Consider the following 25,719-nt stretch of genomic DNA (forward strand, 5'->3'; position numbering starts at 1 on the left):
CTGTGGCTCACTCCTGCGAACGAGCGCAGGTAAGCGGAAGCAGGGGTATAGCAGGGGATTCGGCCCCTGCAATCGGGCAATATCAAGAAAATCGGCCCGAAAAGCCCCTCTGGACTGAACGGTTGTCCGCGTCCAAGCGACGGAAACAGGTGTTCCGGAGAAGACGAAAGGGCCGTGACGATGCGGCATGCAGTCGAAAAAATTCTACAGCCGATGGTTGTTGTCAGATGGACTTGCGTTCGACCGCTTGTTAGCCTTTCGCCATTGTCGTCTGGTTCGCATCACACCGTTCATTCCATGGCTTTGCGCGTACTGCTTGTCGCACTTCTCGTCCTGTTCGTTGGACCGGCGGTTGCGGCCAATACCGTGCGGCCGCGCGCTCCAATCACTGCCTCCCCACCTGTCGTGTTCTACGTCGCCAAAGGCGCGCCCGACGCCTGCGGGCACGGCTGCGACACCTGGATCGCGGTCGAAGGGCAGATCGACGGCGGCGCGGCGGCGCGGTTCAAGAAGTTCCTGGCGCCGCTGCGCGCGCGCAACCTGCCGATCTATTTCTCCTCGCCGGGCGGCAATCTCGACCAGGCGGTGGCGATGGGCGCGATGCTGCGCGAGAAGCCGACGGTCGCGCGGGTGGCGCGGACGGTGGTCAGGGATTGCGGCTTCGAGGCGCAGGACAGCGAGGTCTGCCTGAAGCTGAAACGATCCGGCCGCGAGGTCCACGCCGATCTCTGGACCCGTTATGCAATGTGCAATTCGGCGTGTCCCTATCTGATGCTCGGGGCCACCACGCGCGAGATCGCACCCGATGCCGTGCTCGGCGTGCATTCGCCGAAGGTGATTCCGCACTTCCGCTGCAACCTGCCGGTGCCGAACTGCGGCACTCCGAGCCAGGAGATGCGATCGGCTGCGACCCAGCGCGGTCTGGCGCGCGCCGACACGATGCTGACGGCCTATATCAAGCGGATGGGGGTCGATATCGGCCTGCTGCATCTCGCCAATACTGTCCCGTATGAAAATATGCACGTGCTGACGCGCGACGAGATCACGCGGTTCGGCATCGACACGCGCGAGCAGGTCGAGACGCCCTGGCAGTTCGAGAACAGCGGGCGCAGCAGCATGGTGCGCAAGATTGCGGTGCAGAAGGGCGATGACGGCAAGACTTACCGGATGTCGCAATGGCGGCTGTTCTGCTTCACCACCGAGCAGTTCGAGCTGGACTTCCAGCGGCCGGCGGCGAATGGGGCCTTTGCCACAGTCGCGATCGCTGGAAAGGGCCCGGTTCCGCTGCATTTCACCGCCTCGCGCCCGACCAAGCCGGCCGCCGATGAGGTCTGGGGTCTTCGTCTGTCGCGCGACACGCTGCGTTCGCTGATCGACCAGCCGCAGCTCGACTTCACGGAAGCAACGGGCGGCGCCGACGGTCGTCAGGTGCCGCACACGACGAAACTCTCCAGTGAGGGACTGTCGGGCGCGCTCGATGCGTTGCTGCGAACATGTCCGCCGCCGAAGGCCATCGCGCGCGAGGCCGCCGCGAAATAACCCGCGGGGCGGCTCTTCCATCGGCGAAGGATGCGACCTACATGCAGATGCATGGAATCGCCGCCCGCCGTCCGCTCGTTCGCGCCCACCGCATTGATGCTTGGCAATATCGTCACCGGCTGCGCGGTGCTGGCGCCGGCGGGGATGCTGGCGGAATTGTCCGGCAGTCTCGACGTCACGATCCGCACCGCGGGGCTGCTCATCACGTTCGGCGCAATCGTGCTCTGTATCGGCTCGCCGGTCACGGCGTGGCTGACCAGCCGGATCGATCGGCGCAGACTGCTCACACTGACATTGACGGTGATGGCGCTGACCAATGTGGCCTCGGCGTTCGCGCCTGATTACGCGAGCCTGCTGATCATCCGTCTGCTGATGCTCGCGATCGGCGTGATCTACACGCCGCAGGCGGCCGGCACCGCTGCCTTGATTGTTCCGGTCGAGAAGCGCGGCTCGACCATCGCCTACATCTTCCTCGGCTGGTCGCTCGCGGCTGCCGTCGGTCTGCCGCTGATCACCTTCGTGGCGAGCCGCTACGGTTTTCGCACGGTCTATGGTGGGATCGGCGCACTCGGTTTCATCAGCTTCATGCTGCTGTGGTGGCGGTTGCCGCGCGGACTGCAGGGCACGCCGGTCGAGCTCAAGACGTGGGTCGACCTTGGCCGCAACCGCATGATCCTGCTGTTGCTGCTGATCACGATGGTGCAGATGGCCGGCCAGTTCGTGGTGTTCACCTTCATGGGGCCGCTGCTTGCCAAGCTGACCGGCGCCGGTCCCGATGCGATCAGCCTTGTGTTCGCGTTCTACGGCATCTTCGGCTTTGTCGGGATCGCGATCGCGACCCGGATCGTCGACGGCTGGGGCCCGTGGCGCACCTCGATGCTGTTCACGACGTCGATGCTGGCCGGGGTCACGGTCTGGGCGCTGGGCGCCGGCATCTACCCGCTGATGGCCGCCGGCGTCGTGCTGTGGGGGCTTGGCTTTGCCTCGACCAATTCGATGCAGCAGGTGCGGCTCGTCGCGGCGGCACCGGCGCTGGCGTCGGCGTCGGTCTCGCTCAACACATCAGTGCTCTACATCGGTCAGGCCGTCGGTTCCGCGATCGGCGGCTTCCTTTACGCGCGCGAGCAGCTCCATGCCGCGGGTTATGTCGCAGCCGCCTTGATCGCGCTGGCGCTGACGATCGTGATCGCGACCAGACCCAAGCGGATCTAGCAAGCGGATCTAGTCAGCGATCCGCGTCAGGACCGCCTTGAAGTTCACGCCGGGCAGCTGCAGCGCCTCGCCCTCGAAGTCGACCATGTCGCCATTGTCGGCGCCCTTCAGCGTCAGCGTGATGTTGTCGGTGCCGAACAGCGGCCGGAAGGCCGGGTCCGGATTGTGCCGCTGGGTCGAGATCTTCACATGAACGCCGTCGGTGCGATCGCTGTAATTGCCGACGAATGCAAAGGCCGAGTTGCCACCGCGGAGCTTGCCGCTGGTGGCGTAGATCACGCCGGTGCCTGTGCCATGAACTGTATGGAATTCAACCCGATATAAGCCGTCCCTCAACGCCCATCCCCAAGCTTCGATCCCCGGAGCGAGCGTAGGGGGCCAGTTGGTGGACGATTTGTGAAGTGCATCACACTTCAGGGAGTATCGACAGAATTATTGAGAGGCTCAGCGGCTGGCCGGGCCGGCCGCGCTCGCCACCCGCGAGACGCCCGCAGAGGCAGCCATCTTGGTCAGCACTTCCTTGATCGGGTACTGCGTCCAGGCCTGCGTCACGTAGCTGCGGTGGGTGATGCCGTCGCGGGTCTGCACGAACACGACGCTGCCGGGCCGCAGCGGTCCTTCCATGCTCTCGCTCACCGCAATGCCTTTGTCGCGCAGCATCGACATCAGCTCGCGGTCGCGCGGCTTGGTGTAGCGGGTGTAGGACGAGACGAAGAAGCCGGTGCGGTTCTTCTCGATCCAGGATGCGAACTTGTCGAGCTCGCCATAGACGGCGTCGAGCAGCAGCACGCCGCGTACGCGGCTGGTGGCGCCGCCGACCTCGAGGCTCCAGGCCGTCGGCAGGAAGCCGCCGCTATAGCCGACGATCACGACCGGCATGTTGGCAAACGCCTGTGCCGCCTTGGGATCGCCGTAGAGGCGGGCGAGGTGAGAGGCGGACTCGTCGAGAAAGCGCTTGAGGCCGCCCGGCTGCCAGAACTTGCCGGCGCTGGAGTCGGCGGCGTCGACCGCCATTTGTGGGGCAAGGAGAACAGCATTGACGCCGGAGTCGGTAATCTGCTGCGGCACCAATTGGCGGTCGCGGACGTCGCGCGCGAGCGTGGCGCCATTGCCGTGGAAGAACACCACGATCACGCCGGGCTTGGTGACGTCGAAGGCCTCGGGCACGTGCACCAGCACGCGGCTGTCATTGTAGGTCTCGTTCTGCCAGAACACGCGTCCGCCATAGCTGCGGTGACCGCGCCGGTCGCCGTTGCCGACGTTGAGGAAGGGCGCGTCGGTGCGCGGATTGTTGCCGAAATAGGGGAACGCAGAAGATTTCATGCTGACCAGCGTGGTCAGTTCGTCGCGCTCGGTCTGGCGCGGCAGGGTCAGCGTCGGCGAGATCGAGGCGAGGCGGACCGGCGAGGGCGCAGCGCGCTGCGCGGTCTGGGCAGGCGCGAGCGCTGGACCTGGCGCGGCGGCCGGCGCCTGAGCCGGCGCGACTGCGGCCGTGCGCTGCAGCGGCACCAAGCTTTCCTGCGCCGTCGGGAAGCGATCGCGGAATTGCGGCTGAGGGAAGCGATCCTCGAACGTGTCGCCGCTGGTCGCATGGGTGTTGGCGGCCAGCATGCCCGGCTCCGGCGCCTTGCCGCAGTGAGCCAGCGAGAGAGACAGGATCGCCGCCGCGATCCAGCGGCCATCAAAGGCACGCGCGCGGAGCCGCAGGCCGGGTGCGTTCACCCAGCCCGCGCGCCCGCGACTGTCATTTCTCGGTTGTACCCCGACCATCCACCCGTTGCCCCAAAACCCACCGGCAAGCGATGCATTCGCAAACGACGTATTTGAGCTTGTCGGCGTTTAGGTCACGTTAAGCCTCCGGACAAACAAACTCCCCATGTCCGGACGGGCAGGATGCAACCACCCAATCGTGTCGCGATTGTGGGAGGCAAGGGCATTTCAGTAGTCGTGCGGAATTCTTGGGTACTAAAATACCTCATTTCCGGCCCAATTTAAACCTTTGTTAACGCTGCTTGAATTGGATGGCCTGAGCCGGCACCATGACGGCGTTCAGGCGTGCGGCGGCTGAAGGTTGGGAAATGGCGGCATCACCTACGGGCAGCGCAGCGTTGCGCGGCCCGATCTCCGGCGGCGGCTCGACCGTCTCGGTCCTGACCGCGACTGCAATCGTCGTTGCCGACATGGTCGGCGTCGGCGTCTTCACCAGCCTCGGCTTCCAGGTCACCGACATCCCGTCCGGCTTCTCGATCCTGTTGCTCTGGGTCGTCGGCGGCATCGTCGCGCTGTGCGGCGTGTTCTCCTATGGCGAGCTGGGCGCGATGTTTCCGCGCTCGAGCGGCGAATACAACTTTCTCGGCCGCGCCTATCACCCGGCCTTCGGCTTCCTCGCCGGCTGGGTCTCGGCGACCGTCGGCTTTGCTGCGCCGGTGGCACTCGCCGCGATGGCGTTCGGCGAGTACGGCCGCGCGATCCTGCCCGACGCGCCGCCGCTCGCGCTCGCCGTCGGCGTGGTCTGGCTGGTGTCGATCGTGCAGCTCACCGGCGTCCGGCATTCCTCCAATTTCCAGCTGGTCGCGACCATCCTGAAGGTGGTGCTGATCACAGCCTTCCTGGTGACCGGCTTCATCGTGGCGACGCCGCAGCCGGTGAGTTTTGCGCCGTCCTCGGCGGCGCTGTCGCAGGTACTGAGCGCGCCGTTCGCGATCAGCCTCGTGTTCGTGATGTATTCGTTCTCGGGCTGGAACGCGGCGACCTACATCATCGGCGAGATGCAGCTGCCTGAGCGCAACGTGCCGCGGGCGATGCTGTCAGGCACCCTGATCGTGCTGGTGCTCTATGTCGCGCTGAATGCGGTCTTCCTGCACACCGCGCCGATCGACAAGCTCGCCGGCCAGCTCGATGTCGCCCGCATCTCCGGCAGCTACATCTTCGGCGAGATCGGCGGCCGGATCGTCGGCGCCATGATCTGCGTCGGGCTGATCTCCTCGATCTCGGCCATGATGTGGATCGGCCCGCGCGTCATGATGACGATGGGCGAGGACATCCCGGCGCTGAAACTGTTCGCGCGGCGTTCGAGCAATGGCGCACCGGCCTACGCGATCCTGTTTCAGCTGACGGTGGCGAGCCTGATGCTGTTCACCCGCAGCTTCGAGGCCGTGCTCGACTTCATCCAGTTCTCGCTGCTGTTCTGCTCGTTCTTCACGGTCGCGGGCGTGATCAAGCTCCGCATCACGCATCCGGAGCTGCCGCGGCCCTATCGCGCCTGGGGATACCCGGTCACCCCCGCGGTTTTCCTGCTCGTGACCGCCTTCATGATGTATTATCTGTTGACACAACGTCCGCTGCAGTCGGCGCTCGGTATTTTGATCATGCTTTCAGGCCTTCTGATTTACGCGATTTTCCGCAAGCGGGAGGTGAGCCCGGCGACCGCAGGCCCGGGCCGCGAATGACGCCGTCAATGACAGTGATCCTTTCTCGCAGAACATTGCTGCTCGCCACGAGCCTCCTGCTCACGACGGCGCTTCCGGCGCGCGCCGCCGAGGTGACCGCTGACGACACCGCGCGCTTCCTTGCCGGCATGCAGCCATCGGCGGATTCGCCGCTGATGCCGCTGACAAAAGATCCGTCCTGGCAGCGTCACGCCAAATTCTTCGATTCCGCCTTCGAGAAGCTCGAGCAACGGCAGCTGGCGAAAGTTCGCGCCTGGTCGGAGACCAATCTCGCCGCGCCGAAGCCGACCATGTTCTACATGTTCTCGGGGCCGGACTTCCTCTACGCCAACGCGTTCTACTCCAAGGCCACGACTTATGTGCTGAGCGCGCTGGAGCCGCCCGGCAACGTGCCCGATCTGACCAGGCTGCCGCGCGGCGGCGTCGGTGCCGCGCTCTACAATGTCGAGCGCTCGATCAACTCGATCCTGAGCTTCTCCTTCTTCATCACCAAGCAGATGAAGGTCGATCTGCATGCCGGGCAGATCAGCGGCACCCTGCCGATCCTCTACGTCTTCCTGGCGCGCTCGGGCAAGACGATCCGCGACGTCAAGCCGGTCGCGCTCGATGAGAGCGGCACGCTCACGGTCGGCGCCGATGCGCGGGGTGCGGTGCGCGGCGCGCGCATCACCTTTGCGGGCGACGATGGCGTCGAGAAGACGCTGTATTACTTCTCGACCGATCTCTCCAATCCCGGCGCGAAGTCGAGCGGCTTCCTGAAATTCTGCGCCACGCTCGGTCCCGGTAACAGCCTGATCAAGAGCGCGTCGTATCTCTTGCACTCCGGCAGTTTCACCGTGGTGCGCGACTTCATCCTCAACAACAGCTCAACCATCATCCAGGACGATTCCGGAATTCCGCTGCACTATTACGGCCAGAAGAAATGGCGCTTCTTCCCGTTCGGCCGCTACCTCGGCCCGATCAACGAATTCCCCGGACGTTACCAGGAATCCTATGCCGAACTGTTCCGGCGCGCGCAGCCGATCGATTTCGGCATCGGCTATCGCTGGCGCACCAATGAATCCAACCTGCTGCTCTCGGTGAGATTGCCCGATGACGGCACCGGCGCGGCGGAGACGACGTCGGCGACAGAAGAGCCGGCGCCAAAGCCGCGCTCGCGCAAGCCGCGTCCACCGGCCGAGATCCCGGCGGAGCCGCGGCGGGGCGGCGGCTTCCTCTGGTTCGGACGTTAACGCGCGATTTTTGTTTGCGCATGATCTGTTCGGAAAACCGCTTCACACTTTTCCGGATCATGCGCTCGCATCACCATCGCACGCTCTGGCTTGGTACGATGAAGGCCGTTGTTGGCGGCACGATGGAATCGTGGGTCATATAAACGAAGCCGGCAACGATCAGAACGAGCAGGGCGATCACGGCCAGCAAATCGATCTGGCGGGGGTCGTGACCTCCGTGGCTGATTTTCCAGCGCATTGTTGTTTCCTCCCAACCGGGGCAAGAAAACAATGCCGCAGCTTGGCCACAGTTCCGCGTGGCTGCAATGCGCGTTTGGAATCTCAGTCCGCGTTGACGCCGCGCCAGCGGCCGTAGCGCCAGGGCAGGTACCAGCACGCACCCGATGGCTTCACCTGCGGAACGTTGTCGATGCCCGATGTGCCCCAAGGCTGGCAGCGCAACAGCCGCGCCAGTGTCATCCATCCGCCCGCCCACAGTCCGAAGCGCTCGATCGCCTCGTCGCCATAGACCGAGCAGGTCGGCAGGTGCCGGCAGTTGTAGCCGACCAGCGGCGACAGCGTGTGCCGGTAGATCCAGATCACCCCGCGGCCGGCGTTACGCGGCAGACGCAGAACCTTGTTGGCACAGTGCGTGCATTGTTCGACGCGTGGCGTGGAAGGGCCTGCAGGATGCATGTGCAAACAATCTACCGTAGTCTTGCGGAGGTTCCAAAGCGAGGAACTCAGTATTTGCAGATATTTACGCCACAGTTCGCAACTATCGCACCGCAAAGCGACGGAGCAAGCCAAGGTATTATGGACGGCCCAGGACAGCACAGCTACCGTTTTGCCAATGCTCCGATGACAGAATCGTGTCGCGTTGAAGTGGGGCCATCGCTGCTTTTTGTGGCTTGGGGGAAGGAACCAAATTGAGGCTTGTGAGGTCGCTTTCATTGCGCGGCTGGGCGCTTCTCGGCGCCGTCGGCCTTTGCATCGCAATGCCCGGCACAGTCGTCACGACGCTGGGCAATTCGGCGCACGCCGGCTCGACCCTCGAAGAACGCAAGCTGCCGATGAAGTTCAGCTGGGTCGCCTGCGAGCCGAATTGCAAGGGCTGGATCTCTGCGGTCGGCATCATCACGGCAGACAGCCCGAAGGACTTCGAAACATTCGCGCGCAATCATGACCTGCGCGGCACGACCGTGGTGCTCGACTCCAGCGGCGGCTCGGTCAATGACGCGATCACGCTCGGCCGTCGGTTCCGCGGTCTCGATCTCAAGACCACCGTGGGCACGAGTGTCGCCATCGATACGCCGCAGGGCGCGCGCGCGACCGTGGTTCCCGAGGCCTATTGCGAGTCGATGTGCGTGTTCCTGCTGCTGTCAGGCAAGACGCGCTACGTGCCCGAGGCCGCACGTATTCGCGTGCACCAGATCTGGATGGGCGACCGCGCTGACGATGCGCGTGCCGCGAGCTACAGCGCGCAGGATCTCATGATCGTCGAGCGCGACATTGGCCGTCTCGCCAAATACACCTTCGACATGGGCGGCGCGGGCGATCTGCTGTCGCTCTCCCTCAGCGTTCCGCCGTGGGAGGACCTGCATGAATTGTCGCCGGCAGAGCTGCGGCTGACCAACCTGATCACGACCGAAGCGATCGCCGACGTGCTGCCGCGGCAAGACAACGCCAACGTGCCGATGGCCGAGGTGAAGACGAAGCCGACGCAGGACCGTTTTGTGAGCCGCGCGGTCGACGGCGAAGCGCAGCCGCAGCCGACGAAGTCGACCAAGACGGCGGAAGCGCTGACCGGCGGCCATGCCGCACCCGCGCCGGTTCAGCCAGCGCAGTAAGTTACCTGTCCTGTTGGGGTGAGCTCGGCCTCGTGGTTCGAGACGCCGCTGCGCGGCTCCTCACCATGAGGGTCTAGCACCAACCCCTCGGCGAGGATTCCAATCTCGCGCGCTGCTGTAGCCGCTCATCCTGAGGAGCGCGAACGCGCGTCTCGAAGGACGAGGCCCGAAAGCTACGCCGGCTGCCCGGCCTTGGCCTCGATCTGGCCGATCGCATCCACGACCGCGTCGAAGGTCAGCATGGTCGAGGCGTGGCGTGCCTTGTAGTCGCGCACGGGCTCGAGCAGGGCGATGTCGGCCCATTTGCCGATTTGCGGCGGGCTGCCGTTTTCCTTCAGCATCCTGCGCACAGTCTCGCGCAGTTCGCGCAGCTCCTCGGCGGTCGACCCGATGACGTGGCTCGCCATGATCGAGGAGGACGCCTGGCCGAGCGCGCAGGCCTTCACGTCATGGGCGAAGTCGGTCACGACGGGGCCTTCCATCTTGAGGTCGACCTTCACGGTCGAGCCGCAGAGCTTGGAATGGGCGGTGGCGCTGGCGTCGGGATCGGACAGTCGTCCGAGGCGCGGAATATTGCCGGCCAACTCGATGATCCGCTTGTTGTAGATGTCGTTCAGCATGGGGACAGATGCTCGGTTCCGGCAGGGCCGGGCGCCCTTGGCGGCTGGTTCTGACCGTCCTATATATGAACGGCATTGCCGGAAATATAGTCCGGCCATGCAGCACCTGCAGGCATAGCGGTGCTACCAAAGTGAGGGACTCAGGCGCCCGGCGGCCGAAGAGCGCTGCCCCGTCTGCCCGGTGACACCTCCGGCCGAAGGCCGGTCGAACGGAGAAGACATGGACGCCTTGATCAAGACCATCCGCCCCAACAAGCCATCCGAGCCGAAGGAGCGTCCGGCCGAGCTCGATCCCTCCGAATTCCTAGCGGCCGCCGTCCGCGCCGACCAGCCGCGCCCGTCGCGCGCCGAAGCCGAGCATGCGGTGCAGACGCTGCTGTCCTATATCGGCGAGGACCCGAGCCGCGAGGGGTTGCTGGATACGCCGCGCCGCGTCGTCGAGGCCTATGACGAGCTCTACCAGGGCTACCACCAGTGCCCGGCCGAGGTGCTGAACCGCACCTTCGGCGAGACCGCCGGCTACGACGATTTCGTGCTGGTGCGCGACATCGAATTCACCTCGCAGTGCGAGCATCACATGATGCCGTTCTACGGCAAGGCGCATATCGCCTATACGCCGGTCGAGCGGGTGGTCGGCCTGTCCAAGCTGGCGCGGCTGACCGACATCTTCGCCCGCCGCCTGCAGACGCAGGAGCATCTCACCGCCCAGGTGGCTGCTGCGATCGATGAGATCCTGAAGCCCCGCGGCGTTGCCGTGCTGATCGAGGCGGAGCATACCTGCATGTCGGTGCGGGGCGTCGCCAAGCATGGCGCGATGACCTTCACCAGCCGCTTCACCGGCGTGTTCCGCGATAATCCGGCGGAGCAGCAGCGCTTCCTGTCCCTGGTGCGAGGACCGAACCGGTAACCTCGCAAGCGTTTCGAGGTTATCCGTGTCTGCATCCCACGATCACGAGCGCGAAGAGGGGCTGGCCTTCCAGCCCAAATTCGACGCGTCAGGTCTCGTGACCTGCGTTGCGACCGACGTTGCATCCGGCGACGTGCTGATGGTTGCGCACATGAACGACGAGGCGCTGCGCAAGACCATCGCGACCGGCGAGGCCTGGTATTTCAGCCGCTCCCGCAATGCCTTATGGCGAAAAGGTGAGACGTCAGGTCAAACCCAGCGCGTGGTCGAGATGCGGCTCGATTGCGATCAGGACGCGGTGTGGATTCGCGTCGAGCAGATCGGCGCGGCCTGTCATACCGGACGGCGCTCCTGCTTTTATCGCGCGGTCAAGGGTGAGGGCGGCGCCGTCAGCCTGTCCTTCGTCGATGCCGACCGGCTGTTCGATCCGGCGCAGGTCTATCGCACATAGCCATCATCTGGCCCTGCTACGGGCCGCTTCTCGACAACGGGTCCCTGATTGCCCTCGAACAGAATACGTTCGGCCGCACCCTGGAGATCGTCGTATTGGCCGCTCCTCAACGTCCACATGAACGATGCCAGCCCAGCCAGGCCCATTCCGATCGCGATGGGGACAAGGAAGAAATAGTCGATCATTTGACCGGCCCATAGTTGAGAGCTGCGGTGCGATCACATGTCGGTGCCATCGGCCGGCGGATCGGTGAGCCCTGGTGAAGACGCAAGGCGTTTGCCACCACGATCACCGACGACAGTGACATCGCAACCGCCGCGATCAGCGGCGTGACATGACCGAGCACTGCGACCGGGATGGCGACGACATTATAGGCAATCGCCAAGCCGAAATTCTGCCGCACCAGCGGTGCCGCGTCGCGCGCAATTGCGAGCGCCTGCGGCACGGCCTGAAGGCTTTCGCGCAGGAACACGACATCGGCGGCGTTGCGGCCGACATCGGCGGCCGACCCCGGTGCGATCGAGACATCGGCCGCGATCAGTGCCGGAGCATCGTTCAAGCCGTCACCGACCATCAGGACCCTGCGGCCGGAGGCCTTCTGCGCGGCGATGCGAGCGACCTTGTCGGCCGGCCGCGCCGCGGCGGCAAAGCCTACTCCGAGGCGATCGGCGATGGCGCGGACCCGTGCGTCGCCGTCGCCGGACAGGATTTCGACGTGGAGGCCCGAACCCTTCAGTTCGGCGACGGCGTCCTGCGCTCCGGCGCGCAGGGAGTCCACGAGGCGGAAGGTAGCAATGCAATCGCCGTTGCGCGACAACACGACGTTGGCATCGCGGTCCACGGGATCGCGTGAACGTTCCGCGATGGCCCAGTCCGGACGACCCAGCCTGTAGACGTTTTCGTCCGACCGCGCCTCAAGACCCGCCCCCGGACATTCGGCGACGTCATCGAGCCGGACCGGCTTGCCACCGGCACCGAAGGCCGCCAGCGCCTGGGAGTAGGGATGACGCGAGTGCGCGGCGATCGCTGCCGCCAGCGCAAGCGCGGTGGCGTCAGAGCCGCTTCCCGGAGTGAGAAGCGGCCGGCCGGCCGTGAGCGTACCGGTCTTGTCGAAGACGACAGTGTCAACATCGGCAAGCCGCTCCAGCGCGCTGCCGTCCTTGATCATGATGCCGAGGTCGAACAGCCGCCCCGCGGCGACGACATGGACCATCGGCACGGCAAGGCCGAGCGCGCAGGGGCAGGTGATGATGAGCACCGCGATCGCAACCGTGATGGCGCGATGCGCATCGCCCGTGGCGATCATCCATCCGATGAAGGTCAGCAAGGCCGTGGCGTGGACGACCGGCGCATAAAGTCGCGCGGCACGGTCGGCGATGCGGCGATAGGCCGAGCGGCCTGTCTCGGCCGTCTCCATCATCCGCACCATTTCGGCGAGGAAGGAGTTCCTTGCCGAAGCCGTCGCCATGACTGTGAGCGGGGCGGTGAGATTGAGGAGTCCGGCCTGCAATTCCGTGCCTTCGACAGCCGGTTGCGGCACGCTTTCACCCGATACCAGCGAGTGTTCGAGTTCGGAACGGCCGCTGATCACGCGGCAATCCACCGGAACACGTTCGCCCGCCGCCAGCAGGATGGTCATTCCCGGCTCGATGTCATCGACGGGAAGGTAGATTTGCGTGCCGTCCGGCCTTTGCCAAAGCGCGCCGCGGGCGCTGAGCCGCGCCAATCCGCCCACCGCCCGACGCGCGCGTTCGCGCATCATGTGGTCGAGCGTGCGCCCGATCAGCAGGAAGAACAGCAGCGACACGGAAGCGTCGAAATAGGCGTGCTGGCCGTGCAGGGTGGTTTCCCAAAGGCTCATGCCAAACGCGAGCAGGACGCCGATCGAAATCGGAACGTCCATATTGGTTTGGCCCTGGCGCAAGCTGCGCCACGCCGAACGAAAGAACGGCTGCCCCGAATAGGCCAGCGTCGGCAGCGCGATCGCGGCGGAGATCCAGTGAAAGAGGTCGCGCGTCGCAGCCTCCGCACCCGACCAGTTTGCCGCCGACAGCAGCATGATGTTGCTCGAGGCGAACCCCGCGACCGCGAGCGCACGCCACAGGTTCGCCAGCGTGGGGTCCTTGCCGTCGGTGCCGACGTCGCGGATGTGGGCTTGATAACCGATGGCCGCAAGCGTCGGGAGCAGCGGCGGAAGTGTGTCGCCGCGCCATTGAACGGTGACGCTGCGGGCAGACAGATTGGCGCGCACATAGGCGACGCCGTCGAGCTTGCCGAGCGCCGTCTCAATTCTTTGCAGGCAGCCGCCGCAGTGGATGTCCGGCGCCGACAGATCGATCTGGCGCAGGCCATCCGGCAGCGCTCGGCTAGACAGCAGGATTTCCTCGTCAGAGCTTTTGGTCTGATCGAAACAGAGTTCGGCGCCGGGTGCGCAGCAACTCATGGATCGGCTCCGTCTCTCAGCCGCGCTGCCGTTCGGCAGACGCGGGATTCACGGCGCGATAGGCGTGCCAGCTGGCGTGCCCGAGCAATGGATAGATGATGACCAGGCCAAGCATGCCGGTGGCAAGGCTGATAAGGAACAGCGCGAGCACGATGACGGCCCAGATCAGGAGAACGCGCAGATTGTTCCAGACCAGGGCCATGCTGCTGCCCATCGCGGTCAGGGCATCGACGTCCTCATCCAGCAGCATCGGAATGGAGAAGGCGCTGACGGCGAAGGAGAACGCCGCGAACAGGCCTCCGACCGCGGTTCCGACCACGAGCATCGCCCATCCGACCTTGGTGGCGAACAGCATCGGCGCGATGTGGTCGAGACCCGGGAACGGCAGCAGACCGAAGAACAGGGCGTAGATGATGACGGCCGCGCGCATCCACACCATCACCAGCAGGCTGAGCAGCACGCCGGTGAACAGCAGCTGGCCGCCGGAGCGCGGCCTGACGAAGAACAGATCGTGCCAGTGCAGCGGCTCGCCGGCTTCGATCCGGCGGCTCTTTTCGTAGAGGCCGAGCGCCAGGATCGGACCGACCACCAGGAAACCTGCGAACGCCGGAAACAGGATGTAGTCGCGTCCGAGCGCAATCAGGGTGCCGACGAAAGCCAGCGAGATCAGCAGAATGACGATGCCGTAAGCGAGGCTCAGCGAAGGCCGTGTCATCAAGTCTCGCCAGCCTCGCGCCAGCCATTGGGAAGGATCGGCAGGTGTCAGCGACCGTGCCCATCGATTGGGAGGGGCGAGGGGAGCGGCAACCGGAGGGATCATCGGCATGGCGTTTTCTCCGCTCTCAGGAATGATCCGCACTGACCGGCACTGGCGGCGAACACGACGACTGCGCAGCGCTGAACAATCCGCGGGCGGCGTCGCCGTCGCCCTGCTTCAGATGCGCGACGCAGGCGGGTTGCGATGATGTCGCGACATAGATGAGATGCGCGTTGGCGCCGATGAGAACGGCGGCCGCGACTGTGAGCAGGAGCCAGACACCGATCATTGGCCTGGCGCGCGGTTGCCTGTCCGGCTCTACGCGTTTGTTCATGGCGAGGCCCTCCGCTTGTCGAGCAGATAGAGCGTGAGAATCTTGCGATCGAGCTCGGACAGGCGGCCTTCCCACGTCGGCATGTGACCCTGCCGTCCGCCCCAGATCGTGGTGTCGATGCTGTCGAGGTCGCCGCCATAAATCCAGAATGCGTCGGTCAAATTCGGTGCGCCGAGTTCAGGATTGCCCTTGGCGTCGTCGCCGTGACAGGAGACGCAATTGGCGGCAAAGATCTTCTTGCCGGCCTCGACCGTCGCGGGATCGAGGTTCTTCGCCTCCTTGTGCGAGAGCGAATAGACGAAGGTGGCCGCCTTGAGGACGTCCGCGCGCGGCAGCATCTTGTCGCGCCCGAAAGCCGGCATCTGCGAGACGCGCGTGTCGGCATGTGGCGAATTGATGCCGACGCGGATCGTGTTGAAGATCTGCTCCGCTTGGTCGCCAAAGAGCATGGGGGATGCGGTCAGGTTGGGAAATCCGGGGCCACCCATGGCGTCGCGGCCATGACACGCCGCGCAATTGTCTCCGAACAGGGTATTGCCGGTGCTGCGCACGATCTGCATCAGCTTCGGATCGGACTGGATCGCGGCAAAGCTCTCGGTCTCGATCTTCCTGGTCCAGACGCTGCGATCGGCGGCCGCTGCCTTCAGCGATTCCGCCACGACGTTGCGTTGATCAATGCCAAGCAGCCCCTTGGTGTAGGTCGCCCCCAGCGGCCAGGCCGGCATCAGGATCCAGTAGCCGACCGCGTACAGCACGGCCAGCGTCAGGAAGAAATAGACCGCGCGCGGCACCGGCGTGTTCAATTCCTTGATGCCGTTCCATTCGTGACCGGTGGTGAGATAGCCGGTGTGGCTGTCGCGCTCCTGCTGCTCTACCGCCATGGTTTGTCCTCACCATCGAGGATGGATTGAGCCGCGCGATCGAAGCGCCGCTTGTTGGACGGCCAGAACGTATAGATGAGGACCGCGATCGACAGCGCGATCAGGTAGAACAGGCCGAACGATTTGGAGAGTCCGACAAGGAAATCGTGCTCGACAGTCATTGGCTTGCTCCCGTCTGGGCCATCGATTTGCCGGCGGCTGTCGTGAGACGACCAAGCACCTGCAGATACGCGACCATGGCATCCATCTCGGTCAGGCGATCGGCCTGGCCGTCGAATATGCGGACCGTGGTGGCTTTGCCGTATCGTTTGGTCAGGCCGTCGGCCTGTGTCGAGTCCGGATTGGCCTGGCCGTAAGCGTCGGCTGCGGCATTGGCGACCATGTCGTCAGTATAGGGCACGCCGACTTTGCGCTGGGCCTTCAGGTGAAGGCTGAGGTCGTCGGTCCGTAGTTCGTTGGCGAGCAGCCAGTCATAAGCGGGCATCACCGAGACCGGCACCACGTCGCGGGGATTGATCATGTGAGCGACGTGCCACTGGTCGGAATATTTCTCGCCAATCCGCGCAAGGTCCGGCCCGGTGCGCTTGGAGCCCCACAGCATCGGATGGTCGTATTTGGATTCGACCGCAAGCGAGTAGGGGCCGTAGCGGTCGACCTCGTCACGCAGCGTGCGGATCATCTGCGAATGGCAGGCGTAGCAGCCCTCGCGGATGTAGATATTGCGGCCGGCGAGCTCCAGCGGCGTGTAGAGCCGCATGTCCGGGGCAGTCTCGACCGTCTGGCTGATGGTGAACAGCGGCGCGATCTCGACCAGACCGCCGATGCTCGATACCAGGACGATCCCAAGAATGAGGCTGATCGCCTTGCGCTCCAGTCGGTAGTGAAATCCGAAGATTGACATGGTGCGTTACTCCGCCGGCTGCGCGGCAAGTTTCGGCTCGGGCCGGCCGCCGCCCTGCGTCGCGACGAGGCCGGGATTTTTGATCGTCATCCAGATGTTGTAGGCGCCGAGGCACGCGCCGATCAGGAAGAACAGCCCGCCGACCGCACGCGCGACGTAGTAGGGACGCATCGCCACCAGCGAATCGACGAAGGAATAGGCGAGCGTTCCGCTCTCATTGTAGGTCCGCCACATCAGGCCCTGGATGATGCCGGAATTCCACATTGCGAACACGTAGATCACGGTCCCCGCCAGCCCGAGCCAGAAGTGAGCTTCGACCAGCTTCGCCGAGTACATGCCGTCGCGATTCCAGAGCCAGGGCACGGATGCGTAGATCGAACCGAAGGTGATGAAGGCAACCCAGCCCAATGCGCCGGCATGAACGTGGCCGATGGTCCAGTCGGTGTAGTGCGACAGCGAATTGACCGACCGGATCGCCATGAACGATCCCTCGAAGGTGGTCAGGCCATAAAACACCGCGGCGACCATCATGAAGCGCAACGTGGCGTCGTCGCGGACCTTGTGCCAGGCGCCGTTGAGCGTCAGCAGCGCGTTGCCGGCGGAGGCCCAGGACGGCACCAGCAGCATCAGCGAGAAGGTGATGCCGAGCGTCTGCACCCACTGCGGCAGCGCTGTGTAGTGCAGGTGGTGCGATCCCGCCCACATGTAGAAGAAGGTGATGCCCCAGAACGAGATGATCGAGAGGCGGTAGGAGAAGATCGGCCGCCCCGACTGCACCGGCAGGAAGTAGTACATCATGCCGAGGAAGCCGGCGGTCAGGAAGAACGCCACCGCGTTGTGGCCGTACCACCACTGGGTCATGGCGTCCTGGACGCCTGAAAACGCCGAGTAGCTCTTGGCGCTGCCGAAGGACAAGGGCATCGCGAGGTTGTTGACGATGTGCAGGATCGCAACGACCAGGATGAAGGCCATGTAGTACCAGTTCGAGACGTAGATGTGCGGCTCCTTGCGCCGCGCCAGCGTGCGCAAATAGATCAGGAAATAGACCACCCATACGACGACCAGCCAGATGTCGGCGTACCACTCCGGCTCCGCATATTCCTTCGACTGGGTGATGCCCATCATGTAGCCGGTGACGGCGAGCACGCAGAACAAATTGTAGCCCAGCAGCACGAACCACGGCGCGAGCTGGTCGGGCAGCCGCGCGCGCGACGTCCGTTGCAGCACGTAGAGCGAGGTCGCGATCAGGCCGTTGCCGCCGAACCCGAAGATCACCGACGTGGTATGGACCGGCCGGATCCGGCCAAAGCTCGACCAGCCGCCACCGAAGGTCAGATCCGGATTGACCAATTGCCAAGCCACCCAATCGCCGACCGCCAGGCCGAAGACGGCCCATGCGATTGAGAGAACGACCCCGGCCTTGCTGGGATCGTCGTAATAGCGGGTCAACCGGTCATCGGACGGCTCGGGGGCGTAATAGTCCCGGCCGACCAGGAAAATTGCGAGCAATCCGGCGACGAAGATCAGTCCGCCATGAAGGCCGATCGGATCGTCTCGTCCCGCCAGGCCGAGCAGCAGTCCGCAGACCGCGACCACAAGGCCGATCTGAATCGCGTGCAGCCGTTCATTTCGCGTGAGTTGGGCAATCATGGGGACGCCTGCGAGAGGTGAGGGCAGAAATGCATTCGCCAGCACGAACAGGCGGTTGGTGTTGATCCAGATCAATGAGGGCAGCCCAACCCGGCGGGAGGCCTTAACCCGCCATTAACCATAATTACGGCAGTGTTACCGGCACATGGGTGCCGATTGCCGGCGCCCGACCAAGGCACCGGACAGATGTCGGTCGACACATTCAACGCCACGGCTGCGGCAGGTGTCGATCCCTCACGTCTGAAGATCGCGACCTCGATCAAGCAGGCGGCCTCCACGACAGGCGCGAGCTTCGAATATCTGCTCACCACCGCGAAGATGGAGTCCAACTTCAACCCGAAGGCCGGCGCCACCACGTCGTCGGCACACGGGCTGTTTCAGTTCATCGACCAGACCTGGCTCGGGACGGTGAAGGAGGCGGGAAGCCAGCTTGGCTACGGCAAATATGCCGACGCCATCACCAGGAATTCCAACGGCACCTATTCGGTCAGCGATCCCACCGCGCGCAATGCCATCATGAAGTTGCGCGACGATCCTGATGCGGCGTCGCAGATGGCTGCGGTGCTGACGCAGTCGAACAGTTTCAAGCTCACCGGCAAGATCGGCCGGCGGCCGAACGATGCCGAACTCTATATGGCGCACTTCATGGGCGTCGGCGGGGCGGCGAAGCTGATCTCAAGCGCCGAGGACAATCCGAACGCAAATGCGGCATCGATGTTCCCGAATGCCGCCGCGGCCAACCGCTCGATCTTCTATGATCGCTCCGGCAGCGCGCGCAGCGTCTCGCAGGTCTATTCGGTGCTGAGCACGCGTTACGCGGCTGCCGCCAATGCCAAGGACACGCGCACCGCGTTTGCCGCAGCCGGCGGCGATACGATGAGCCGCGTCATGGTCGCGAGCGCGACGCCGACGCCGGCGCTGACCATGGACAACGCCACCTACCTCTCCACCTTCCCGGACTCCCGCGCCGTGACGCCGGTGTCCGCGACGTCGCAGACCACGGCGTTTGCGCAACAGTCTGCACCCGTATTCCGCTCGCTGTTCCAGGCCGGCGATCGCACCCAACCGGTCTCGCCCGCGGTGCAGGAACTCTGGGGCAATTCCGGCTCGCTGACAGCACAGGCGACGCCCGCGGTCGGCTCGTCCGGCCGGCTCGATCTGTTCAGCGATCGCAACGGCACCTTCTCCAGCTAAGGCGCGATGAGAGCAGCGGCATTTTGCTGCGATGCGGGCGGCGCCACCTTTGTTCCATTAACGAAACGTCAATCATCCCAAACGGTTATGGTGAACCCTTTGTTAAGCGTCATGGTTTATTTTCTGTTGCAGTGGCATCGCGTCGTGGTGCCGTAGCGGTTGCGTAAGCCGGAAAGACCATGATCGTTCGGCAGTTCATTAGTTGGATCAGGACCGCTCCGGCAGGCGAGCGGGCCGAGGCGACGCGGGCCCTGGCGCGGGCCTGGCTCATTTCCGATCTCACCCACGAGGATCGCAACGCCGCCGAAGGCGCGCTGCTGATGCTGCTCGACGATCCGTCGCCGCTGGTCCGCCAGGCGATGGCCGAGGTGTTTTCGCGCAGCGCCGAGGCGCCGCCGGCGATCGTGCAGGCGCTGTCGCTCGACCAGGCGTCCGTCTCGCTGCCCGTGCTGGAACATTCCCCGCTGCTGATCGACGCCGATCTTGTCGACATCGTCGCGACCGGCAGCGACGAGATGCAATGCGCGATTGCGCGCCGCATCAGCCTGCCGCCGTCGGTCTCGGCCGCGATCGCCGAGGTCGGCTCGGCCGCGGCGGCGCTGGAGCTGATCGAAAATCCCTATGCCGAGCTCGCGCCGTTCTCCTGGGACCGCATCGTCGAGCGGCACGGCCATCTCGCCGCGATCCGCGAGTCGCTGCTGCATCTGGAAGATCTGCCCGCCGCGACGCGGATGGCGCTGGTGGCAAAGCTCTCTGAGACGCTCTCGCAATTCGTGGTGGCGCGGAACTGGCTCAGCGCCGACCGCGCCGACCGAATCGCCAACGAGGCGCGCGAGCGCTCCACCGTCAACATCGCAGCCCAATCCTTCGGCGACGACATGCAGGGCCTGATCGCGCATCTGCGCGCGACCGGCCAGCTCACCGCGGGTCTCATTTTGCGCGCGCTGCTGTCGGGCAATCTCGAACTGTTTGGAGCTGCGCTCGCCGAACTCTCCGGACTGCCGCATGGGCGCGTCTCCGCGCTGCTGCAGGACCGCGGCTCGGCCGGCCTGCAGGCACTCTTGATCCGCGCCGGCCTGCCGGAAACCACGTTCGCGGCGTTTCGTGTGGCGCTCGAGACCATCAAGGAAATCGGCTATGTCGAAACCTATGACGGTGCGGCGCGGCTGCATCGGCGGATGGTCGAACGTGTGCTGACCCATTGCGAAACCGATCGCTCCGCCGCCGAGCCGCTGCTGATCCTGCTGCGGCGGTTTGCGACGGAATCGGCGCGGGAAGAAGCGCGGATGTTCTGCGAAGAGCTCGCCGCCGAAGACGCGATCTCGGCGTTCGACTTCGACGATCTCGTCGCAGCGTAACACTCAGCGATATTGGATTGCGAAGCCGCTGCTGCAATAGCAGCGGCTGCGTTTATTCGCCCGGCACGATGCTCGGCGCGAGCACGGCTTCGAGATGCTCGGGGCGGTCGCGGTTGGCGCGGATCAGGAATTCGTCGGCGATGCCGCGGAGCTGCTTGCTCAGCACGCTGGCGACCTGGACGGTGTCGAGCTTGGTGCGCTCGCGCACGATCGCCTGGATCGCGTTGATATGGTGGCCGATCAGGTCCGCCGGCACCGCGTCCAGATCCGGCGCGTGCTCGATGATCCGGCACAGGCTGTCGGCGGCCGCGGCCGCGGAAGGATAGCCGAATGTCGCGGCATCGCCCTTGATGTCGTGGGCAGCGCGGAACAGCTCTTCACGGGTGTCGTCGTTGAAGCCGTCGCGCTTCACCGCGGCATGCGCGGCGGAGAGGCGGTCGGCCTCGACTGCCATCCAGGTCTTGAACTCGCCGGACAGTCCCTCCAGCGCTTTCTCGGCGCGCGCGACGGGATCGTCGAGCGTCGAGTCCGGCACGCGGAGCAGCATCTTGCGCAGCGGGTTCGGCTGCGTGATCACGAAGTGCGTGTCGAAATTCTTGACCTCGATCGCACCTGGCTTGTCCTTGGCGGCCATGCTGGTTCCCTGCGACTAGATGCTCGAGCGGGCTTTTTCGAGCAGCGACGGCTGCTGCATCACTTCCATCTCGCCGCTGCCGCGGCGTTCCGGGCCGATATAGGTGTTGTTGGTGTTGCGGCGGCGGTCCGGGCCGAAATAGGTCTTGGTCTTGATGAAGGGGCGGGGATTGGCGACCACGTTGAGGATGCGCTGATAGAGCCCCTTGGCCGAGATCGGCTTGGCCAGGAACTCGGTGACGCCGGCATCGCGCGCGACAGTGACGCGGCGCTTGTCGGAATGGCCGGTCAGCATGATGATCGGTGCGTAGGGGTTGCCCTTGGATTCCGGCTGCCGGATCATCTGCGCGAGCTCGAGCCCGTCGAAGATCGGCATCGACCAGTCGGTGATGACGATGTCGGGCACATAATGCGTGTACATCTCGAGCGCCGTGGCGCCGTCCTCGGATTCGTAGACTTCGCGCGCGCCGAACGAATGCAGCAGCGTGCGCAGGATGCGCCGCATGTGCGGATTGTCGTCGCAAATCAGAAATCGCAGCTTGTTGAAATCAATGCGATACATGGTCCGGCCCTGAGCAGGGCATACCGGGCCAACGCGGTATTACCCGACGTTAACCATATCCCCGATGGGGTTAATGAATGGTTGCCGGGGAGGGACGCGGTCAATGGCCGAACTGCTCCCGCAAGATGCGTTCCTCCAGCGAATGGCCGGGGTCGAACAGCATCCGCATCGCAATCGTCTTGTCGGAGAGCACCTCGACCCGGCGGACGTCGCGGACCTCGTCATGGTCGGCGACCGCGGCCACCGGACGCTTGTCGCCCTCGAGCACCTCGACCACCACGAAGGCGGTGTTAGGCAGCAGCGCGCCGCGCCAGCGCCGCGGCCGGAACGCCGAGATCGGCGTCAGCGCCAGGAGCTGCGCGTTGATCGGCAGGATCGGGCCCTGCGCCGACAGATTGTAGGCGGTCGAGCCGGCAGGGGTGGCGACCAGGATGCCGTCGGCGATCAGCTCTGCCATCCGCTCATGCTCGTCGATCAGGATGCGCAGCCGCGCCGCCTGGTAGGTCTGGCGAAACAGCGCGACCTCGTTGATGGCGTGATGCAGATGCACGCCGCCATTGACGTCGGTGGCGCGCATCAAGAGCGGATTGATCAGGGACTCGCGCGCCGAGCCGAGCCGCGTGCGCAGATCGTGGGTCGAGTATTCGTTCATCAGGAAGCCGACGGTGCCGCGGTGCATGCCGTAGATCGGCTTGTTGGTCCGCATATGCGCGTGCAGCGTCTGCAGCATCAAGCCGTCGCCGCCGAGCGCGACCACCACGTCGGCCTCGTCGGCCGGTTGATTGCCATAGATGTCCGTGAGCTGTTCCAGCGCCTTTTGCGCCTCGGCGCTGGGGCTCGCGACGAAGGCGATCCGTTCATATCGCTTGGATTTGCTCATGCTCACGAACTCGTTGGGCCCTGATCGCGCCGCGCTCGTCTATACATCCCCTGCGGCCTTGTCGAGATGCCCCCAAGACGTCCAAGGCTTGCGGGCGTTGCCGGAGTGTCGCAGTTTGCAGGGTAAACCCGTGAGCTTGCAAGACGCGAGGGTCGTGGGAACGACAGGGAGCAGGCGAGATGGCTAACGGAATTGCGATGCGGTTTGCCGCGGCATTGCTCGCGCTGACATTGGCAACCGCCGCACGCGCCGAGGAGGAGCCGGCACCGCAACCGTCGCCCACCGCGCAGGCGCCAACCACGCAGGCGCCCGGCAACCAGGCTCCCGGCGGCCAGAAGGGACGCGGCGGTGGCGGCCGGGGCGGCGACGCTGCCTCCAATGCGCCGGCGCCTGGCGCCGCCGAGCAGCACCGCCTGCCGCCCGATTCCACCACAAAGCAGACGCTGGCGCTGCCCGGCCGCACGCTTGCTTTCTCCGCCACCGTCGGCTCGATCCGCGTGTTCGACGACAAGGGCGAGCCGCAGGCCGATATCGCCTACACCTCCTACCAGCTCGACGGCGCCGACAAGGCGACCCGTCCGGTGACCTTCCTGTTCAACGGCGGGCCGGGCGCATCCTCGGCCTGGCTGCAGCTCGGTGAGGCCGGACCGTGGCGCATCGCGATGAGCGGCGAGGGCGCCAATTCGTCCGCATCGCCCGAGCTGCTGCCGAACGCCGAGACCTGGCTCGACTTCACCGATCTCGTCTTCATCGATCCCGTCGGCACCGGCTACAGCCGCTTCGTCGCCAGCGGTGAAGACGTGCGCAAGCGCTTCTTCTCGGTCGATGGCGACGTCAATTCGGTGGCGCTGGTGATCCGCCGCTGGCTGGAGAAATACGACCGCCTGACCTCGCCGAAGTATGTCGCCGGTGAAAGCTATGGCGGCATTCGCGGCCCCAAGGTGGTGCGCAATTTGCAGTCCGACCAAGGTGTCGGCGTGCGCGGGCTGATCCTGGTCTCGCCGGTGCTCGACTTCCGCGACTACACCGGCACCAGCATCCTGCAATATGTCTACAGCCTGCCGAGCATGACGGCGGTGGCGCGCGCCGCCAAGGGGCCGGTGACGCATCAGGATATGGCCGATGTCGAGCGTTACGCGCGGGGCGAGTTCCTGGCCGATCTCATGAAGGGTGTCGCCGACAAGGAAGCCTCCACGCGCGTCGCCGACAGGTTCGCGCAGCTCACCGGCATTGACCAGGAGGTCAGCCGGAGGCTCACCGGGCGCTTCGACATCAATGAATTCCGCCGGGAGTTCGACCGCAAGAACGGCAAGGTGACCGGCCGCTACGATGCCTCCGTCGAAGGCTTCGATCCGCATCCGGACTCGCTCTACTTCCGCTTCGGCGATCCCTCCGGCGATCCCCTGATGGCGCCGATGACCAGCGCCATCGTCGACCTCACCACACGCAAGCTGAACTGGCGGCCGGACGGCTCCTACCAGGTGCTCAACGGGGCCGTGAACCGGAGCTGGGATTTCGGTCATGGCATCAATCCGGCGGAGTCGGTCGGGCAGCTCCGCCAGATCCTGGCGTTCGATCCGAAGCTGAAGGTCCTGATCGGCCACGGCCTGTTCGACCTCGCCACGCCATATTTCGCCTCGCGCACCATCCTCGACCAGCTGCCGCCATATGGTGGCGACCGCGTCAAGCTCGTCGTCTTCCCCGGCGGCCACATGTTCTACTCCCGCGATGGCTCGCGCCAGGCGTTCCGGAAGGAGGTCGAGGCGGTGATGAAGTGAGGGGCGTATTGATCGTCGCGAAGCCGCCACATCCTCGGTGTCGTCACCCGCGAAAGCGGGTGATCCAGTATTCCAGAGACTCCAGCGATAGAACCGAGAACCCGCGGCGTACTGGGTCGCCCGGTCGAGCCGGGCGATGACACTGAATGTGAGGATACAGTTTCGCATTCTCGCGACATGTTTTGTCCGAGTCTTACCGTTCGTTTCGCCCTCTCTCTTGAGTGAGGGCGCAGGGAAGACCGGGTGCACGCTGCACCCGAGGTCCCGTGCGCAATGGGTAGAAAGTGGCGCACACGGGCATACAAATGCAGCGGAGGCACGCCGGCCTTCCCTGCGCGATGGCTTTACGGCTTATACGTGCTCGCCCTGGTGAGACTCTGCTTTTGTGCCACCATGATCAGCGATCGGCTTTGGGCCTCTCACGGACTTACCACCAGCATCGGGGCGGCAGGCCCACACGACTTCGCCGTACGCCTTGCGCACACACGTCAATTGTACGCTCGGCGTCCACCGCATCTCGACCCGCGTTCCTGACGTTGCGCAACGCCCCTCTTGTCGGGTGAGGTGCGTGCATTAGATCACTGATTTGGGTTGCGCGTCAAGCGAAATTACGAAAAGGAGAAGAATTTCTTGCCGGGCGAGGCGCAGGTTGCCATTCTGCATGGAGAAGGGCTGAAAGCTGGCAAAATCGTGATGCCATCCCCCTTTGCAGCCGCCACGTCGACATGCGACAAAGGACCCATGCGTCTCCATCGGTTCGCCAGTCTCTGGATCATGCTGCTGGTCGCCGCGGGGCTGTTGCTTGCGCCGCTGGCGGGGCCGGTGTTGGCCAATCCGGGGTCCGGTCCGATGGACACGGCCAGCGACATGCAGGCGATGGCTGACGACATGCCGTGCTGTCCGGATCAGACCAGCACCAAGGCTTGCGCCGATTGTCCGCTGTTCGCGCTTTGCATGCTCACCATCTCGATGCCGGCCCCCTCGGGCGCAAGCGCCGCGATCGAGCCTGATCGCTTGCTTGGCGTGCTTGCCTTGCATGATGACCAGATGACCGACGGCCTTGCAGCCAAGCCGCCTGACCATCCCCCTCGAAGCCACGTCTGAAGGCG

Annotated in this window: 27 protein-coding genes; 11 read left to right on the plus strand and 16 right to left on the minus strand. The window is 64.7% G+C overall.

The annotated features are described in order from the left end of the window. The first annotated feature begins 297 nt into the window (after positions 1 to 297). A complete protein-coding gene (locus JQ604_RS14265; protein ID WP_212358052.1) occupies positions 298 to 1,539 on the plus strand; it encodes a hypothetical protein in 1,242 nt (413 codons plus the stop codon). A 51-nt stretch (positions 1,540 to 1,590) separates the two neighbouring features. Beyond that, positions 1,591 to 2,751 carry an MFS transporter gene (locus JQ604_RS14270; RefSeq protein WP_212358053.1) on the plus strand — a complete coding sequence of 387 codons (1,161 nt, stop codon included), beginning with the start codon at positions 1,591 to 1,593 and terminating at the stop codon, positions 2,749 to 2,751. A 9-nt stretch (positions 2,752 to 2,760) separates the two neighbouring features. On the opposite strand, the gene JQ604_RS14275 is transcribed toward JQ604_RS14270, so the two are convergent. Together JQ604_RS14275 and JQ604_RS14280 are read right to left on the minus strand one after the other, a co-directional pair. Beyond that, positions 2,761 to 3,030 carry a hypothetical protein gene (locus tag JQ604_RS14275; RefSeq protein ID WP_433996246.1) on the minus strand — a complete coding sequence of 90 codons (270 nt, stop codon included), beginning with the start codon at positions 3,028 to 3,030 and terminating at the stop codon, positions 2,761 to 2,763. 165 nt (positions 3,031 to 3,195) lie between these two features. Continuing rightward, the gene (locus tag JQ604_RS14280; protein ID WP_212358055.1) at positions 3,196 to 4,521 is read right to left on the minus strand and encodes an alpha/beta hydrolase; all 1,326 of its coding nucleotides are present in this window, start codon (positions 4,519 to 4,521) and stop codon (positions 3,196 to 3,198) included. Positions 4,522 to 4,829: 308 nt separating this feature from the next. Here JQ604_RS14280 and JQ604_RS14285 point away from each other — a divergent pair, with 308 nt between their 5' ends. After that, a complete protein-coding gene (locus JQ604_RS14285) occupies positions 4,830 to 6,200 on the plus strand; it encodes an APC family permease (RefSeq protein WP_212358056.1) in 1,371 nt (456 codons plus the stop codon). An 8-nt stretch (positions 6,201 to 6,208) separates the two neighbouring features. Then, positions 6,209 to 7,432 carry a hypothetical protein gene (locus tag JQ604_RS14290; protein WP_249158266.1) on the plus strand — a complete coding sequence of 408 codons (1,224 nt, stop codon included), beginning with the start codon at positions 6,209 to 6,211 and terminating at the stop codon, positions 7,430 to 7,432. A gap of 70 nt (positions 7,433 to 7,502) precedes the next feature. On the opposite strand, the gene JQ604_RS14295 is transcribed toward JQ604_RS14290, so the two are convergent. Both JQ604_RS14295 and yidD read right to left on the minus strand, forming a co-directional pair. Continuing rightward, positions 7,503 to 7,670: a hypothetical protein gene (locus tag JQ604_RS14295; RefSeq protein WP_212358057.1), complete on the minus strand. Its 168-nt coding sequence runs from the start codon at positions 7,668 to 7,670 to the stop codon at positions 7,503 to 7,505. Positions 7,671 to 7,753: 83 nt separating this feature from the next. Next, a complete protein-coding gene (gene yidD / locus JQ604_RS14300) occupies positions 7,754 to 8,107 on the minus strand; it encodes a membrane protein insertion efficiency factor YidD (protein WP_212358058.1) in 354 nt (117 codons plus the stop codon). A gap of 233 nt (positions 8,108 to 8,340) precedes the next feature. On the opposite strand from yidD, the gene JQ604_RS14305 reads away from it, so the two are divergent. Then, a complete protein-coding gene (locus tag JQ604_RS14305) occupies positions 8,341 to 9,261 on the plus strand; it encodes a hypothetical protein (protein WP_212358059.1) in 921 nt (306 codons plus the stop codon). A 173-nt stretch (positions 9,262 to 9,434) separates the two neighbouring features. Here the strand turns inward: JQ604_RS14305 and JQ604_RS14310 are convergent, their stop codons facing one another. After that, positions 9,435 to 9,881 carry an iron-sulfur cluster assembly scaffold protein gene (locus JQ604_RS14310; protein WP_212358060.1) on the minus strand — a complete coding sequence of 149 codons (447 nt, stop codon included), beginning with the start codon at positions 9,879 to 9,881 and terminating at the stop codon, positions 9,435 to 9,437. A gap of 220 nt (positions 9,882 to 10,101) precedes the next feature. Between JQ604_RS14310 and folE the strand changes: the two genes are divergently transcribed. Both folE and hisI read left to right on the plus strand, forming a co-directional pair. Further along, positions 10,102 to 10,788: a GTP cyclohydrolase I FolE gene (gene folE / locus JQ604_RS14315; protein ID WP_212358061.1), complete on the plus strand. Its 687-nt coding sequence runs from the start codon at positions 10,102 to 10,104 to the stop codon at positions 10,786 to 10,788. A 25-nt stretch (positions 10,789 to 10,813) separates the two neighbouring features. Beyond that, entirely contained in the window at positions 10,814 to 11,239 is a 426-nt protein-coding gene (gene hisI / locus JQ604_RS14320; protein WP_212358062.1) for a phosphoribosyl-AMP cyclohydrolase, read from the plus strand. Here hisI and ccoS read toward each other — a convergent pair. From ccoS to ccoN, 8 genes are read right to left on the minus strand one after another with little or no spacing between them, the layout of a single operon-like run. After that, positions 11,227 to 11,424: a cbb3-type cytochrome oxidase assembly protein CcoS gene (gene ccoS, locus JQ604_RS14325; RefSeq protein ID WP_212358063.1), complete on the minus strand. Its 198-nt coding sequence runs from the start codon at positions 11,422 to 11,424 to the stop codon at positions 11,227 to 11,229. The genes hisI and ccoS overlap by 13 nt on opposite strands. Further along, positions 11,421 to 13,682: a cation-translocating P-type ATPase gene (locus tag JQ604_RS14330; RefSeq protein WP_212358064.1), complete on the minus strand. Its 2,262-nt coding sequence runs from the start codon at positions 13,680 to 13,682 to the stop codon at positions 11,421 to 11,423. Before JQ604_RS14330 ends, ccoS begins: the two co-directional genes overlap by 4 nt. 16 nt (positions 13,683 to 13,698) lie before the next feature. Continuing rightward, positions 13,699 to 14,508 (minus strand): DUF2189 domain-containing protein, encoded by an 810-nt coding sequence (locus JQ604_RS14335; protein WP_212358065.1) that lies wholly within the window; start codon positions 14,506 to 14,508, stop codon positions 13,699 to 13,701. Positions 14,509 to 14,524: 16 nt separating this feature from the next. Beyond that, positions 14,525 to 14,773 (minus strand): hypothetical protein, encoded by a 249-nt coding sequence (locus tag JQ604_RS14340; protein WP_212358066.1) that lies wholly within the window; start codon positions 14,771 to 14,773, stop codon positions 14,525 to 14,527. Next, positions 14,770 to 15,654, minus strand: a complete 885-nt coding sequence (ccoP, locus tag JQ604_RS14345; protein WP_212358067.1) for a cytochrome-c oxidase, cbb3-type subunit III — start codon at positions 15,652 to 15,654, stop codon at positions 14,770 to 14,772. The genes JQ604_RS14340 and ccoP overlap by 4 nt, the downstream gene beginning before the upstream one ends. Next, positions 15,645 to 15,815 (minus strand): cbb3-type cytochrome c oxidase subunit 3, encoded by a 171-nt coding sequence (locus JQ604_RS14350; protein WP_212358068.1) that lies wholly within the window; start codon positions 15,813 to 15,815, stop codon positions 15,645 to 15,647. Before JQ604_RS14350 ends, ccoP begins: the two co-directional genes overlap by 10 nt. Beyond that, positions 15,812 to 16,555, minus strand: coding sequence for a cytochrome-c oxidase, cbb3-type subunit II (gene ccoO, locus JQ604_RS14355; protein ID WP_212358069.1), 744 nt, complete (start codon positions 16,553 to 16,555; stop codon positions 15,812 to 15,814). Before ccoO ends, JQ604_RS14350 begins: the two co-directional genes overlap by 4 nt. Before the next feature lie 6 nt (positions 16,556 to 16,561). Beyond that, positions 16,562 to 18,205 carry a cytochrome-c oxidase, cbb3-type subunit I gene (gene ccoN / locus JQ604_RS14360; RefSeq protein ID WP_212358070.1) on the minus strand — a complete coding sequence of 548 codons (1,644 nt, stop codon included), beginning with the start codon at positions 18,203 to 18,205 and terminating at the stop codon, positions 16,562 to 16,564. Between the two features lie 186 nt (positions 18,206 to 18,391). Between ccoN and JQ604_RS14365 the strand changes: the two genes are divergently transcribed. Next, positions 18,392 to 19,399 (plus strand): transglycosylase SLT domain-containing protein, encoded by a 1,008-nt coding sequence (locus tag JQ604_RS14365; RefSeq protein ID WP_212358071.1) that lies wholly within the window; start codon positions 18,392 to 18,394, stop codon positions 19,397 to 19,399. Positions 19,400 to 19,578: 179 nt separating this feature from the next. Next, positions 19,579 to 20,757: a DUF2336 domain-containing protein gene (locus tag JQ604_RS14370; protein WP_212358072.1), complete on the plus strand. Its 1,179-nt coding sequence runs from the start codon at positions 19,579 to 19,581 to the stop codon at positions 20,755 to 20,757. 52 nt (positions 20,758 to 20,809) lie between these two features. On the opposite strand, the gene JQ604_RS14375 is transcribed toward JQ604_RS14370, so the two are convergent. The 3 genes from JQ604_RS14375 to JQ604_RS14385 form a co-directional block, all read right to left on the minus strand. After that, positions 20,810 to 21,391, minus strand: a complete 582-nt coding sequence (locus JQ604_RS14375; protein ID WP_212358073.1) for an Hpt domain-containing protein — start codon at positions 21,389 to 21,391, stop codon at positions 20,810 to 20,812. A 15-nt stretch (positions 21,392 to 21,406) separates the two neighbouring features. After that, complete coding sequence (locus JQ604_RS14380) at positions 21,407 to 21,952, minus strand: response regulator (protein ID WP_212358074.1); 546 nt, start codon at positions 21,950 to 21,952, stop codon at positions 21,407 to 21,409. A gap of 100 nt (positions 21,953 to 22,052) precedes the next feature. Further along, positions 22,053 to 22,832 carry an NAD kinase gene (locus JQ604_RS14385; RefSeq protein ID WP_212358075.1) on the minus strand — a complete coding sequence of 260 codons (780 nt, stop codon included), beginning with the start codon at positions 22,830 to 22,832 and terminating at the stop codon, positions 22,053 to 22,055. A gap of 179 nt (positions 22,833 to 23,011) precedes the next feature. On the opposite strand from JQ604_RS14385, the gene JQ604_RS14390 reads away from it, so the two are divergent. Further along, the gene (locus JQ604_RS14390) at positions 23,012 to 24,610 is read left to right on the plus strand and encodes a S10 family peptidase (protein WP_212358076.1); all 1,599 of its coding nucleotides are present in this window, start codon (positions 23,012 to 23,014) and stop codon (positions 24,608 to 24,610) included. Between the two features lie 591 nt (positions 24,611 to 25,201). After that, entirely contained in the window at positions 25,202 to 25,714 is a 513-nt protein-coding gene (locus tag JQ604_RS14395; RefSeq protein ID WP_249158267.1) for a hypothetical protein, read from the plus strand. Positions 25,715 to 25,719: the final 5 nt, after the last annotated feature.

Source organism: Bradyrhizobium jicamae (assembly GCF_018130695.1).
Classification (GTDB): Bacteria; Pseudomonadota; Alphaproteobacteria; order Rhizobiales; family Xanthobacteraceae; genus Bradyrhizobium; species Bradyrhizobium jicamae_B.